Annotated in this window: 16 protein-coding genes and 1 pseudogene; 7 read left to right on the top strand and 10 right to left on the bottom strand. The window is 69.1% G+C overall.

Features of this window, described 5'->3' with window-relative positions:
* Window positions 1-30 precede the first annotated feature (30 nt).
* Window positions 31-456: a Fe-S cluster assembly sulfur transfer protein SufU gene (gene sufU, locus C3L37_RS08625; RefSeq protein ID WP_129114207.1), complete on the top strand. Its 426-nt coding sequence runs from the start codon at window positions 31-33 to the stop codon at window positions 454-456.
* Window positions 457-560: 104 nt separating this feature from the next.
* Window positions 561-935, top strand: coding sequence for an HD domain-containing protein (locus C3L37_RS08620; RefSeq protein ID WP_228546183.1), 375 nt, complete (start codon window positions 561-563; stop codon window positions 933-935).
* Between the two features lie 83 nt (window positions 936-1,018).
* Here C3L37_RS08620 and C3L37_RS08615 read toward each other — a convergent pair whose 3' ends face one another.
* From C3L37_RS08615 to C3L37_RS08590, 6 genes and pseudogenes are all read right to left on the bottom strand, one after another.
* On the bottom strand, window positions 1,019-1,426 hold the full coding sequence (locus C3L37_RS08615; protein ID WP_129114206.1) for a hypothetical protein: 408 nt from the start codon (window positions 1,424-1,426) through the stop codon (window positions 1,019-1,021).
* A gap of 2 nt (window positions 1,427-1,428) precedes the next feature.
* Complete coding sequence (locus C3L37_RS25280; protein ID WP_267195308.1) at window positions 1,429-1,563, bottom strand: hypothetical protein; 135 nt, start codon at window positions 1,561-1,563, stop codon at window positions 1,429-1,431.
* A gap of 48 nt (window positions 1,564-1,611) precedes the next feature.
* Window positions 1,612-2,643, bottom strand: a complete 1,032-nt coding sequence (gene radA, locus C3L37_RS08605; RefSeq protein WP_129114205.1) for a DNA repair and recombination protein RadA — start codon at window positions 2,641-2,643, stop codon at window positions 1,612-1,614.
* Window positions 2,644-2,827: 184 nt separating this feature from the next.
* Window positions 2,828-3,433, bottom strand: a complete 606-nt coding sequence (gene pspAB / locus C3L37_RS08600; RefSeq protein ID WP_129114204.1) for a PspA-associated protein PspAB — start codon at window positions 3,431-3,433, stop codon at window positions 2,828-2,830.
* Window positions 3,434-3,439: 6 nt separating this feature from the next.
* Window positions 3,440-4,306 carry a zinc metalloprotease HtpX gene (gene htpX, locus C3L37_RS08595; protein WP_129114203.1) on the bottom strand — a complete coding sequence of 289 codons (867 nt, stop codon included), beginning with the start codon at window positions 4,304-4,306 and terminating at the stop codon, window positions 3,440-3,442.
* Window positions 4,307-4,458: 152 nt separating this feature from the next.
* Window positions 4,459-5,397 (bottom strand): annotated as a pseudogene (locus C3L37_RS08590) (formate/nitrite transporter family protein); the annotation flags it as partial.
* A gap of 112 nt (window positions 5,398-5,509) precedes the next feature.
* Here C3L37_RS08590 and C3L37_RS08585 point away from each other — a divergent pair.
* The 4 genes from C3L37_RS08585 (at window position 5,510) to C3L37_RS08570 (ending at window position 9,201) form a co-directional block, all read left to right on the top strand.
* On the top strand, window positions 5,510-6,403 hold the full coding sequence (locus C3L37_RS08585; protein ID WP_129114201.1) for an NAD-dependent epimerase/dehydratase family protein: 894 nt from the start codon (window positions 5,510-5,512) through the stop codon (window positions 6,401-6,403).
* 96 nt (window positions 6,404-6,499) lie between these two features.
* The gene (locus C3L37_RS08580; protein WP_129114200.1) at window positions 6,500-7,126 is read left to right on the top strand and encodes a phosphoribosyltransferase; all 627 of its coding nucleotides are present in this window, start codon (window positions 6,500-6,502) and stop codon (window positions 7,124-7,126) included.
* A 109-nt stretch (window positions 7,127-7,235) separates the two neighbouring features.
* Window positions 7,236-8,381 (top strand): 60S ribosomal export protein NMD3, encoded by a 1,146-nt coding sequence (locus tag C3L37_RS08575; protein WP_129114199.1) that lies wholly within the window; start codon window positions 7,236-7,238, stop codon window positions 8,379-8,381.
* 55 nt (window positions 8,382-8,436) lie between these two features.
* Complete coding sequence (locus C3L37_RS08570; protein WP_129114198.1) at window positions 8,437-9,201, top strand: CAP domain-containing protein; 765 nt, start codon at window positions 8,437-8,439, stop codon at window positions 9,199-9,201.
* 33 nt (window positions 9,202-9,234) lie between these two features.
* Here C3L37_RS08570 and C3L37_RS08565 read toward each other — a convergent pair whose 3' ends face one another.
* The 3 genes from C3L37_RS08565 to C3L37_RS08555 all read right to left on the bottom strand — a co-directional run bounded on the left by C3L37_RS08565 (window position 9,235) and on the right by C3L37_RS08555 (window position 11,838).
* Window positions 9,235-9,423 (bottom strand): DUF7317 family protein, encoded by a 189-nt coding sequence (locus C3L37_RS08565; protein ID WP_129114197.1) that lies wholly within the window; start codon window positions 9,421-9,423, stop codon window positions 9,235-9,237.
* Window positions 9,424-9,752: 329 nt separating this feature from the next.
* Window positions 9,753-11,519, bottom strand: a complete 1,767-nt coding sequence (locus C3L37_RS08560; protein ID WP_129114196.1) for a helicase C-terminal domain-containing protein — start codon at window positions 11,517-11,519, stop codon at window positions 9,753-9,755.
* A gap of 115 nt (window positions 11,520-11,634) precedes the next feature.
* Complete coding sequence (locus C3L37_RS08555; RefSeq protein WP_129114195.1) at window positions 11,635-11,838, bottom strand: DUF7561 family protein; 204 nt, start codon at window positions 11,836-11,838, stop codon at window positions 11,635-11,637.
* 110 nt (window positions 11,839-11,948) lie between these two features.
* Between C3L37_RS08555 and C3L37_RS08550 the strand changes: the two genes are divergently transcribed.
* Window positions 11,949-12,812 carry a YkgJ family cysteine cluster protein gene (locus C3L37_RS08550; RefSeq protein WP_129114194.1) on the top strand — a complete coding sequence of 288 codons (864 nt, stop codon included), beginning with the start codon at window positions 11,949-11,951 and terminating at the stop codon, window positions 12,810-12,812.
* Between the two features lie 135 nt (window positions 12,813-12,947).
* Here C3L37_RS08550 and C3L37_RS08545 read toward each other — a convergent pair whose 3' ends face one another.
* Window positions 12,948-13,130, bottom strand: coding sequence for a DUF5786 family protein (locus tag C3L37_RS08545; RefSeq protein ID WP_129114193.1), 183 nt, complete (start codon window positions 13,128-13,130; stop codon window positions 12,948-12,950).
* Between the last annotated feature and the right edge of the window lie 9 nt (window positions 13,131-13,139).

Raw genomic sequence — 13,139 nt, 5'->3', positions numbered from 1 at the left:
TACAGCGCACTCGCCTAGCGGGATTCAACTATGGGTATGGGCTCGGACATGTACCGACAGCAGATTCTGGATCACTACAAGAACCCCCGGAACTACGGGGAGCTGGAGGACGCGACGTTCACGCACGTCGGCGAGAACCCCTCCTGCGGCGACACGATCCGGATCGACGTGCGCCTCGAAGACGACGACGAAACCATCGACTTCGTCGCCTTCTCCGGGGACGGATGCGCGATCAGCCAGGCCAGCGCCAGCATGCTCTCCCAGCGCCTGCCGGGCACGACGCTGTCGGAGCTGAAGGAGATGGACCGCGACGACGTGATCGACATGCTCGGCGTCGACATCAGCCCGATGCGGATCAAGTGCGCCGTGCTCGCGGAGAAGGTGGCCCAGGACGGCGCGATGATCTACGAAGGCGAGATCGAGATCGAGGAGACGACGACCGAAGACGACCTCTGACCGCTCTCTTCTCTGATTTCTCCCGACGCGAGGATCGCGGAGAGATCGACGATCACGCCGGGTGGGGTGCAGCCGAGGCGGAGAGCATTCTCGAAGATCTCGGGGTGAGCGACGGTGCGATCGCCCACGTGCAGCAGTGTATTCACAGCCACCGCTACTCGAACGAGGTCGAGCCCGCGAGCATCGAGGCCGAACTGCTGTGCGACGCGGACAACCTCGACGCCCTCGGCGCGGTCGGACTCGCCCGGTGTTTCTGCTACGGCGGCGAACTCGGTCAGCCGATTTACGATCCAGAGACCCCGGTCTCGGTCGACGATTCGCCCGCGGGACGCACGCAAACGAATCACCTCCGCAAGAAGATCCTCTCGCTGCCGGAGCGGATGTACACGGGCGAGGGTCGCCGTCTCGCGGAGGAACGCCGAGAGTTCGTCGCCGACTTCGTCGATCGAGTCGAACGCGAAGCCGCCGGAGACGCCTGAACCCCTTGTGCCGAGATGACGACCCCGATCGTCGTGAGCGATAAACGTGATACCCTGTAAGAGAAACCGTCTGCGAGCCGTTCTCACTCCCAGACGGTTTCGACGCCGGCGCCCCGAACGGCGCCGTCGGTCGTGATGATCGCGTCCGTTCCTCGCGCCCGGTGGCTGGCGACGACGAACGCGTCGTGAATGCTGAATTCGTGGACGATACCGGCGAGTTCGGCGAGTTCCTCGTCGCCGACGGGCGTCAGCGAAACGGGGCCGTCAGCGACGAGCGCCCGTCGGGCGGCCGCCGGCGTACCGGTCAGCGTGACTCCGCAGAGGTCCTTGTCCCGCGAAACCGAGTAGAGAACTTCGGCGAGAACCGTGGCCGGCGCTTGGATGACCGTCTCCCCGGCTTCGGCCTCGGCGAACGCGCGATCGGCCCCTCGCGGGAGTGCGTCGACGAGATAGACGAGGAGGGCGACCGCGTCGGCCGTGTACGTCGCCACGGTCACGCCTCGCCGTAGTTACGGTCGCGGCGCTCGCGGATGCGCCGATCGAGCTCCTCGGCCACCTCTTCGCGTTTTTCCGCCGACGTGTCGTCGGGGAGGAGCATCCCGCGGAAGCGCGGAGAGTTCGTTGCCACTTCGTCGACCGGGTCGGACGCGAAGACACCCGACGAGGGAAAACGGTCCTATTCGGGCTTCAGACCGGCACCCTGCACGCGCATGACCGCCTCGCCGTCGGCGAGGTTCGGCGCGTCGACGAGCCGGACGATCCGCTTGTCGCCCTTGGACTTGCGGAGGTAGATGCGGAACGTCGAGGTGTGGCCGAGGATGTTCCCGCCGATGGGCTGGGTCGGGTCGCCGAAGTACGAGTCGGGGTTCGACGCGACCTGGTTGGTCACGAGGATCGCGGTGTTGTACAGGTCGCCGATGCGCATCAGGTCGTGGAGGTGCTTGTTGAGCTTCTGCTGGCGCTCGGCGAGGTTGCCCCGGCCGACGTACTCCGCGCGGAAGTGCGCCGTGAGCGAGTCCACGCAGAGCAGCCGAACCGGCCACTCGCTCTCTTCGTGCTTGCCGGCCAGTTCCTTCGCCTTCTCGGCGAGGAGGATCTGGTGGTTCGAGTTGAACGCCTTTGCCACGTGGATCCTGTCGAGGACGTCGGCGAGGAGTTCCTCCATCGCGTCCTCGTCGCCGGGGGAGCCCTCGATCTCGCGGTCGTCCATGGTCGCCTGGATGATCTCGTCGTCGAGACCGCGGACCATGTCGTCGATCCGCTCGGGCCGGAAGGTGTCCTCGCTGTCGATGAAGATGCAGCTTCCGCGCAGGCCGCCGTACTCCCGCGGAAGCTGCACGTTCACGGCCATCTGGTGGGTGACCTGCGACTTGCCCGCCCCGAACTCGCCGTACACCTCGGTGATCGACTGCGTTTCGAGCCCGCCGCCGAGCAGGTCGTCCACTTCGTCGATCTGCCAGCTCAGCTTGCCGATCGTCTCGCGGCGCTGGAGCACCGCCGCGCCGGTCTCGAAGCCGCCGATGTCCGCGGCCTTCCGGGCGGCGCGGATGATGTCGCCGGACGTGCTCTCGCCGATGTCCGCCGTGTTCGAGAGCTCCGAGGGGCTGGCGACCGCGATGCTCTGGTAGCTGTCGAAGCCCGCTTCGACGAGTTTGTCCGCGGTCGCGGGACCGACGCCGGGGAGGTTTTCGAGATCGTCGTCTGCCATGTACCTCGGGCTTGTGCCCCTCGGTACATAAACCCTCGTTAACAGCGTGGTGGAAGTGAAAATGGACGACAGCGCGGGGGGAGACTGGAAAGCGTTCGTGAACGTTAAGCGAGAGGAGAGATCGCTGCGGCGGCGCACCCGGTTCGATCGGAACGGACGGCGAATCGGGGGAGGGGTGGCGGGGTCACTCCCACGGGTGGCCGCCGGACCGGTCGGGCCACAGGGGGTACCAGTACCCTTCGTCCCCCTCGATCGCGAGTTCGCCGTCGAGGACGGACTGGAGTTTGAACTCCGCGCGCTGATCGCGCTCGTGGCCGCCCTTCGGCACGAAGGGGTAGTAGGCCCCGCGGCGGAACGAGTAGATCCAGTAGGCGCGGGCGTCGCCCTTCTCGAAGGCGAAGACGGCGGCGAGCAGCCTCGAACCGTACCCCTGTTCGACGAACTCGTCGGCCGCGAAGTGGACGCTCGTGAGGAGGTCCTCGGGGTCGGAGTCCTCCAGCACGACCCACTGGTAGCCGTGGGAGTCCTCGTTTCGCCGGAACGTCGTCCCGGTCTCCTCCTCGCCGGCTTCGAGGATGGCCTCCACCTCGTCGAGGGTGGCGGCGAAGTCGGTGCTGTCGACCGACGAGAAACAGAGCGCGGCCGCGCCGCCCGGGTCGTAGCCGAGATCCGCCTCCATCGTCAGGTAGGCGGTGCTCATCCCGAAGAGGTCCTCGGGGTCGGCCTTCCGCGTAGCGTCCGCTTCCGCGCTCATGCCGAGCGCGGAGCGGATGGAGTCGAAGAGGCCCATCGACGCTCAGGCCGTCTCCATCTCGCGTTCGAGCTGGCGGAGCCGCTCGACGCGCTTCTCGGTCGAGGGGTGGGTGCTGGCGATCTTCCCGATGAACCCGCTCTTGATCGGGATGATGAAGAACGCGTTCATCTCGGCCTGCTCGCGCATGTCGCGCTTCGGCACCCGATCCATCGTCCCGTCGATGGTGAGGAGCGCCGAGGCGAGCGCGCCCGGCTTCCCCGTGATGACCGCCCCGCCGCGGTCGGCCGCGAACTCGCGGTAGCGCGACAGCGCGCGGATGAGGAGGAACGAGACGATCCACACGACGAGCGACGCGAAGATCGCGACGATGACGGGCGCGCCCTGTCGGTCGCGGCCGCCGCCGAACCACCAGCCCCAGCGGACGATCATGAAGGCGATCGTCGAGAGGAACGACGCGATCGTCATCACCATCACGTCGCGGTTCTTCACGTGCGCGAGCTCGTGCGCGAGCACGCCTTCGAGTTCGTCGCGGTCGAGCGTCCGCAGCAGCCCCGTCGTCACCGCGACGGCCGAGTTCTTCTGCGAGCGACCCGTGGCGAACGCGTTCGGGACGCGCGTGTCGGCGACCGCGACCGTCGGCTTCGGCAGGTCAGCCTGCTGGGAGAGCCGTCCGATCATCGCGTGGAGCTCGGGGTACTCCTCCTCGCTGACCTTCTTCGCGCCCATGCTGTAGAGGGCGAGCTTGTCGCTGAAGAAGAACTGCGCGAGGAGGAACACGATCATGAGCGGGAGGAACGTCGCGTACCCGGTTCGCAGGAGCGCGCCCACGAACACGACGTAGAGGGCGAACAACAGGAACATCGTGAGCGCCATGCGCCCGCGGAGTCCCCAGTCCGGTTTCCATTGCATGTTCCAATCTACCGTCTCAGCGGCATAAACTCTATCGACGGCAGACGGTCACGACGAGGGGGGAGTCACCGACGTCGCGTCGATTCGATCGCCGATCGCGCGGCTGCACGAGTCGGCGGTCACCGCTGTCTCGCCTCGCGCTCGCCGGAGGGCGGCACGTAGGAGCGGCCCGCGAAGTCGCCGAGCAGCCACTCTCTGGCGCTCAGCTGCGGCTGCGAGGCTTCGTCGACGTCCGGGCCCGTCTCGAACCGGCGCTGGCTCGTCTGCCCGTAGTTCACGAGCGTCACCAGCACGACCCCGCCGAGGGTGTTGCCGAGGAACACCGGGAGGAAGAACTCCCAGAGGCCCGTGACGAGGGCGAGTTCGCCCCGGAAGACGAGGAAGAACATGTCGCAGACGGAGACGACCACGTGGTAGAGTCCGCCGGTGGGGATGGTGAGGAACGCCAGGTACACGAGCAGGAAGCGCGACACCGTATCGCGCGCGGCGTAGTCGAGCCACACCACGCCGGCGACGATCAACCCGGCGAAGATGGCCTTGAAGAAGAGGTCCCACCAGTCGGTTTCGAGCCCCTCGGTGCCGAACGAGGTCGCGACCGCGATCCCCTCCGGCGAGAGAACGCCCGTGTTCGCCAGCACGAACGCGCCGACGGCCGCTCCGAGGACGTTCGCGAGCAACACGATGCCCCAGATGCGGAGCAGCGACGGGACGCTCGCGATGCGTTCCAATACCAGCGCGACCGGCGGGAGCGTGTTCTCCGTGTACAGCTGGTACCCGCCGAGGATGATGTAGATGAACCCCAGCGGGTACAGGAGCCCGCCGACGAGGCCCGTCTCGTCGCCCGTCGCGGCCGTCACGGCCGCGTGCAGGAAGAACGTCAGCGTGATCGCGAAACCGGCCGCGAGCCCGCTGAAGAACAGCTCGCGCGTTCCGGCCGTGATCTCCTCGTCGGCCGCGGCGACGACGCGCTGGAAGATCTCGTCGGAGGAAAATCGGTCCCTGATCGCCTTTCCCGCGGCCGGCGCGCCGCTCCGCGAGCGGTCGACCGCCTCTCGTACGTCGTTCTCCGAAATGGAATCGTCCTCGCTCACTGTGGTGTCTCTCCCGTGAAGGTAGCCGGACCGAGGGGATGAAGCGGTATAACGGTACGCTCCGCGGTAGAAAGGGGGCACCCTTTTGCCCCGACCGTCCGTCAGGCGAGCCATGGACACCGTGCTCGTCACCGGCGGCCTCGGTCGCTCCGGACGCTGGATCGTGGATCGACTCGCCGCGTCGCACGACGTGGTCTGCGCCGACCTCGACCAGCCGGGATTCGAAGTTCCGGAGCGCGACCGGATCGACTTCCGCGCCGTCGACCTCGCGGACCGAGGGCAGACCTTCGACCTCGTGGCCGACCTCGACCCGGACGCGGTCGTCCACTGGGCCGCGATTCCCGCGCCGACGCGGCACCCAGGCGGGCGCGTCTTCGAGACGAACGCCCTCGCGACGTACAACGCGCTCGTCGCCGCGGGCCGCGCGGACGCCCGGGTCGTCTGGGCGTCCAGCGAGAGCGCCTACGGCTTCCCGTTCGCGCGCGAGAAGACGCTGCCGGACGAGCTGCCGATCGCGGAGGACCACCCGATGCGCCCGGAGGACCCGTACGGGACGTCGAAGGTCGTCGGCGAGGAGATCGCGAAGATGGTGACCCGCCGGTACGGCGTCCCCGTCGCCTCGATCCGCCCGTCGTGGATCCAACACCCCGGCGAGTACGGGTGCCGGAGCGACGGGGTGCTCGGCGACCTCGCGGCCGGGGCGGGCAACTTCTGGTCCTACGTGGACGTGCGCGACGTCGCGGGGATCGTAGACGCCGCGCTCGACGCCGACTTCACGGGCCACGAGCCGTTCCACGCGGCCGCGGCGGAGAACTACCTCGACCGGCCGACCGCAGGGATCGTCGAGGAATTCTTCGGGGACGTTCCCGACGCGTGTCGCGTCGAGGGCGACGAGTCCGCGCTCGCGACGGCGAAGGCGGAGCGGCTGCTCGGGTGGGAGCCCGCGCACTCGTGGCGCGAGGCCGCCGACGAGGCGGTCGACCCGCCCGCGCTCCTCGACGAGTGAGTTCGCGACCGATCGGCGACGAGTGTGTTCGCTGGTGGACGTGACAGTTCACCGACGTTCGTTAGTCCTTAACACCGTCGCGGTGGTACTTTCGGTATGTTCGAAAACAGGACCGACGCGGGGGGGCGGCTGGGGGACCGCCTCGTCGAAGAGGGCGTCGACGCCGACGTCGTGCTCGCGATCCCGCGCGGCGGGCTCCCCGTCGGGCGCGCCGTCGCGGACCGGCTCGGCGCGCCGCTGGACGTCGTCGTCGCGTCGAAGCTCGGCGCGCCGCACAACCCGGAGCTGGCGATCGGAGCCGTCGCCGGCGACGTCAGCGTCTGGCTCAACGACGACCTCGTCGAACACCTCGGCGTCCGGTCGTCCTACGTCGAGGACGCGCGCGAGAAGGAGGCCGAAGCGGCGCGCCGCAAGGTCGAGCAGTACCGCGGCGGCGAGGCGCTCCCGGACCTCGCGGGCGAGCGCGTCGTCCTCGTCGACGACGGCCTCGCGACGGGCGCGACGGCCATCGCCTGCCTTCGACAGATCCGAAAAGCGGACGCTGCGCGGACGGTGCTCGCGGTTCCGGTCGCGCCGGCCGACGCGGCCGAGGGGCTTCGCGACGAGGCGGACGAGGTCGTCTGTCTGGAGACGCCGGCGCGCTTCGGCGCGGTCGGCGCGTACTACCGCGACTTCTCGCAGGTGTCGGACGCGGAGGCGCTCGAATACCTCGATCGGGAGTGAGCGCTCTCCGCCCGCCGGACGAGCGCGATCGTTCTCCGCCCCGCTGCGGGCCGGATCGAGCGGGGGGCGTGGCGGGGGACTTAACCGTCGCAGCGGCATAGCGAGGTCGATGACCGAATCTCGCGAGTTCTGCCCACGCTGCGGGAACCCGGTGCCGGAGCGAGCGGAGCCGCTGCCCGGGTCGCCGCGCGAGCGCGACGAGGTTCTCTGCGACGCCTGCTACTTCGAGGACTTCGACCTCGTGGACGCGCCCGAGCGCGTCGAGGTGCTCGTCTGTTCCGGCTGCGGCGCGGTCCACCGGGGGAACCGCTGGGTCGACGTCGGCGCGCGCGACTACACCGACGTCGCCGTCGAGTCGGTGTCCGAGGCGCTCGGCGTCCACGTCCGGGCCGAGGACGTGAGCTGGGCCGTCGAGCCCGAGCAGGTCGACGAGAACACGATCCGGATGCACTGTCACTTCTCGGGCGTCGTCCGCGGGACGCCCCTCGAAGAGACGGCGGTCGTGCCGGTGAAGATCTCCCGGGGAACGTGCCAGCGCTGCGGGCGCATCGCCGGCGGCTACTACGCCGGAATCGTGCAGGTCCGCGCCGACGAGCGGACGCCGACGCTCGACGAACGGCGGCGCGCGATCGAGATCGCCGAGGGCCTCGTCGCGGATCGAGAGGCGGCCGGCGACCGCGACGCGTTCGTCACGGAGGCGAAGGAGACGACCGACGGCGCGGACATCAAACTTTCGACCAACCAGCTCGGACGGACGGTCGCAAATCGGATCGTCCGAGAACTCGGCGGGGACGTGGACACCCACCCGACGCTCGTCACGGAGGACGGCGACGGCAACGAGGTGTACCGGGTCACGTACGTCGCACGGCTCCCGCGCTTTACGGGCGGTGACGTCATCGACCCCGAGGACGGCGAGGGGCCGGTGCTCGTCCGAAGCGCCCGCGGGAACCTGAAGGGCGTCCGCCTCGCCACCGGCGAGCGGTACGAGTCGAGCTTCGAGGAGGGCGACTCGCCGGACGCGCGGCGGCTCGGCGACGCCGCGGACGCAGAAGAGACGACCGTCGTGACGGTCGAGGACGAACGCGCCGTACAGGTGCTCGACCCGGAGACGTTCGAGGCGAAGACGATCCCGCGGCCCGACTTCTTCGATCCCGACGCGGAGACGGTGCCAGTGCTCAAGAGCCGCGCCGGGCTGCACGTCCTCCCCGACGACGCCGGCGACGAGAGAGACGGGGTCGACGAGGGCGACGAGTAACGGCGTAGGCGGCGCATAATTAGGTCGGTGGGGGAGAAATACGGATCGATACCTGATGGTCGAACGCGCGTCGCGCGAGCGGTTTCGCTCCGAGGTCGACGACCGCCGCGGCGGGTTCGAGGGGGAAGACGCCCGCAGCGGGATACGGACGACGTTCGGCGTCGTTCGGACGGTCGTCCGCCTCGTCCTGATCGTCGCCCTCGTCGTCGGCGCGGCGCTCGTCGCCCCGCAGCTCGCACCCATCGTCGGCGATCCGCTCGACGCCGGGTTGCCGGGCGCGGACGACTCGGAGGACGAGCCGGCGGCCGGATCGAACGCGACCGGCGGGGACGTCCAGCACGGCGTCAACCGCACGGCGGTCGAGTACGCGATCCACGCCGAGGTCAACGACCGGCGCGAGGCCCGCGGCCTCGATCCGCTGGCGTTCGACCCGGAGATTCGCGAGGTCGCGCGGTACCACTCGGCGGACATGGCCGAGCGCGGGTACTTCGCGCACAGCTCGCCCGAGGGCGAGACGGTCGAGGACCGGTACGACCGCTTCGGATACCGGTGTCGGGTCCACGTGTCCGGGCTCCGGTACGCGACCGGGGGCGAGAACCTCGCGAAGAACTACTACCGGGAACCCGTTTCGAACGGTACGTCGACCGAGTACTACGAGACCGAATCGGAACTCGCCGCGTCCATCGTCGACGGGTGGATGAACTCGCCGGGCCACCGGGAGAACCTCCTCAGGCCGTACTGGGAGAACGAGGGAATCGGCGTCGCGGTGACGATCGAGGGCGGACGAACGACGGTGTACGCGACGCAGAACTTCTGCTGAGGCGGCGAGGGATCGGACCGGACGACGGGTGCGTCAGTCTGCGCCGACTCGACGCCGACCGGCGTCGACCGAAACCGGCTCCGGGCGGACCGAGACGCCGTACCGCCGGAGCGTTTTGGCGAACTCCGCCTCTGAGCGTCCGGCGCGGGCGGCCGCCTGGCTGAACGTGAGCGTTCCGCTCTGGTACAGCGTCAGGGCCTGAGTGAGGGCGTGGGTGTGCATCTGGCTTCGATATCACCTACAGAAACAAAGCATGTAAAGCTATCGTGAGATAGAGTGCCACAACATCCGTTGGGAGAGGATAAAATAGAACTAATGACCAATAGTAAGCACAGGAATGGAACGTCTGGTTAACATCGTCAAAAATCGTGTTATACACGGCGGTGATCGCGACCGATCGAGCAATATTTGCCAATCCGCGGTCGGCGAGGCGGATGAATTAAACCGATTCGGGCCGAGCGGGGGCACATGGACCGCCAACAGTGGCTCGCGATCGTCCTCGTCGCGCTCATGATCGGCTCGTCGATCGTCTACAGCGCGAGCGCCTTCCTCTAGCCGTCGCCCCACACGTCCGAGAGGGGGTGATTCTTCCGCTGCTCCGCGCTGGATCGCGTGGGTCGCGGCGCGGCGTCCCGCCGGTTCGACCGTCCGCGCCCGCCGCATCGACCGCTCGACACCTCGCCGAGCGCCGCGCTCGGGTCGAACGCCGGGAGCGACGGCGCGTCCATCGCGTCGACCCCCTCGCGGAACCAGTCCGGCATGTCGCCGCGGGCCCGCTCGAAGAGGTCGAGGAGGCTCGAATCGGCGAGGTACGTCGCGCCGTAGTCGTCGGGAGCCCGGACCACGCGGCCGCACGCCTGGATGACCGTCCGCAGCGCGGCGCGGTGGTACCACGCCCACTGTCCCTCCTCCAGCCGTCGCGCCACGCGCGAATCGCCGGTGTTCAGGTACGGCGCCTTGCAGATCACCTGCCAGCGGGCGAGGTCGCCCTTCAGGTCGAGCGCCTCCTCCATCTTCACGGAGAGGAACAACTCCGGATCCGAACTCGCCTTCCACGCCTCCAGTTCGGCGTCGCGCTCGTCCCGGCCGTGCGCCCGCACCCGCTCGCCGATCCCGAAGTCCACGAGCAGGTCCGCGAGTCGTTCCTGGATCGCGTACGAGTGGGCGTGGACGAGCCCCTTTTCGTCCGGGTGTTTCGCCATGAGGCGGACGAGCAGTCGGGCGATCTTCGGGAGCGTCTCGTCGCGGTGGTCGTACGTCATCTTCCCGCGCGTCACGTCGTAGAGGGGGCGGTTTTCGAGGGGGAAGGTGTGGCCGACGTCGACGAGCGCGACGTTTTCGGGGTTCAGGCCGACCTGCCGGCAGAACGCCTCCTTGTTGAGGATCGTCGCCGAGAGGAGGGCGAACGCGTTGCCGCGGTCCCAGACCGTGTGGTGGAGGTAGCGCTCGGGGTTCAGCGGTTTGATCGTGATGCCGTCGGCCTGATCGACGACCCACGTCGTCGGACTCTCGGGGTCGCGGTAGTCGTCGACGAACCACGAGAGCTCCGATATGAGTTCCTGCAGGCGGTCCCGACGGGCCGCCTCCTCGGGCGCGAGTTCGGGTTTCGAGAGGAGGTCGTCCTTCTCTCGGGAGCAGACGCCGGCGAGCGTCTCGGCGAAGCGGATCGCGCGTTCGACGGGGTCGTCGGCCGCCGCGAGGTCGGGGACCCCGATCTCGTCCCAGACGGGCACCGTCCGCGGGTTCAGATCGATGGTCGCGTACATCTCCGCCCACTCGGCGAGCCCGTGGGCCTCGTCGATGACGACCACGTCGCGCGTTCTGAACACCTCCGACCCGGCGGTCTGCATGAAGTACGCGAGCGTCATCGCGGCGATCCCGCTCCCCGACGCGATCGCCCGATCGGAGAAGTACGGACAGCGGTGCATCACGGAGCAGTCGAAGCCCTTCTGTCGGGCGCAGGGGGCGCGGTTCACCGGCGTGTCGTGCTCGCCGGGGAGGATGCACGAGTAGTTGCGCTTGCCGCGGATGACCTTGAGATCCGAGAGCAGGTCGTCGCCGGCGACGTCGTCGAGCTGCGACACCTGCGGCGTCGTGTAGTAGGCGTCCGTCGCCTGCTTCGGCTCGACCTCGTCCACGCCCCGCGCGGCCCCGGCGACGGCGCGCGCGAGGAGCGACTTGCCGCTGCCGGTCGGCGCGCGGACCAGCACGACGTCGTTGCCGGCGGCGAAGGCGTCCCGGATGTCGCGGAGCGCCCGCTCCTGGTTGCCGCGAAAGCTCGGGGCGGGAAACTCGTCGACGACGCGCTCCGGGTTCACGATCGAGGGTGGCCGCCCGCCGGCCTAAAACCACCGGCTTTTCGCACGCGGCTCGACCGCCCACAGGCCGGATCGTCCGGCGGTTTTTCCAGCGATGGCCGATCCCGACGGCGTGTCACAGCGCGCGGACGTCCGCGGCCGTGACCTCCCTGTCGTCCGGCAGCCGCTCGACGCAGTCGAAACAGAGGAAGTGGTCGCTCCCGTCCGCGAGTTCGAGGTCGATCCCGCCGGACGACTCGCCCGCGAACGACCAGAAGTCGCCGATCCCGCCCGCGATTCGCACCCGACGGCCACAGCCGTCGCACGGTTGGCTGCTCATTGCCCGACGAACGCGCTCGGGGGAAAAGAACGCTCCGACGAGGAGGCGTCGCGGTCGGAGGACGGAGTCGCCCGTGAGAGCTATTACGCCGCGTCGCCGAACCACGGGGCATGGAGGTGAACTGCGAGGGCTGCGCCGGATGCTGCGTCGACTGGCGGCCGGTGCGTCCGGAGGGGAACGACCACGAGCGGCGGGGACCGCGCCGGCCGCTCGACGACGCGTACAACCTCGTGCCGCTGACGCGCGACGAGGTCCGGGACTTCCTCGACGCCGGCTACGGCGACGCGCTGGTCCCGCGGCTGTTCACCGCCGACGGGGACGAAACGGTGGCGATCGACGGGCGCGACCTCGCGGCGCTCGACGGTCGACCGGTCTTCTCGGTCGGCCTGCGGAAACCGCCGAAGCCGATCGGACCGTTCGGCCTGCCGGCCCGGTGGCTCGACGCGTGCGCCTTCCTCGATCCGCGGACGCTCCAGTGCCGCATTCACGGCGACGACCTGTACCCCGAGGCGTGCGCCGACTACCCGGGTCGGAACCTCGCGCTCGGCAGGGAGACCGAGTGCGAGCGCGTCGAGGCGGCGTTCGGCGGCGAACGGCTCGCGGAGCGGTCCGTCCCCGGGGACCTGCACGGCCCGCGATTCGGACCGCAGGCGGTCGGTTCGGTGCTGTTCGTCCACCCGACGCCGGACCGTCTCCGCGGGGTCGTCGCCCGCGCGGCCGAGGGCGCGCTCACCGCCGCGGACCGAGCGGAGTTCGTCGGCGCGGCCGTCGGCTCCAGCCCGGGAACGAGCGACGTGAACGAAGCGCGCGCGGCGTCGGCCCGCGAACGCGTCCTCGACGCGGATTCGTGGGTCGGGCGGGCGATCGGGGAGTGGAAGACTCGGGCGGGGCGCGACGCCGACCGGAGAGCCGATCCCGACGCCGCGAGCGACGTCGAAGACGCCCGCGGCGCGCCGGGAACGCCGGGGTGGTGAGCGCGGATGCGGTCGTGGTGGGTCGTCGAGGGGCCGGTCGTCCGAACCGGTGCTGCCGCTCGCCGTCGGCGGTCACGTCGCCGCGATGATCCTCGCGTCGGCGCTCGCGATTATCCCGCTCGGGAGGATGAGTCGTTACTCGGCCCGGTCGGATTTGATGCGCCGGAACTGGTCGAGGAGCGCTTCGGCGGACTCCCCCGAATCGAATTCGACCGACCCGTGAAAGTCCGTGCGACGGTCGTCGAACTCGATGTCGATCTGGCCGGTCTTCTGCTCTCGACGCTCGTGTTCGGTTTCGTCGTAGGCACCCATTGACATGCTACGACA

It is taken from the genome of Halegenticoccus tardaugens (assembly GCF_004116405.1).
Taxonomy (GTDB): Archaea; Halobacteriota; Halobacteria; order Halobacteriales; family Haloferacaceae; genus Halegenticoccus; species Halegenticoccus tardaugens.
This window is presented reverse-complemented; position numbering and strand designations above follow the sequence as displayed.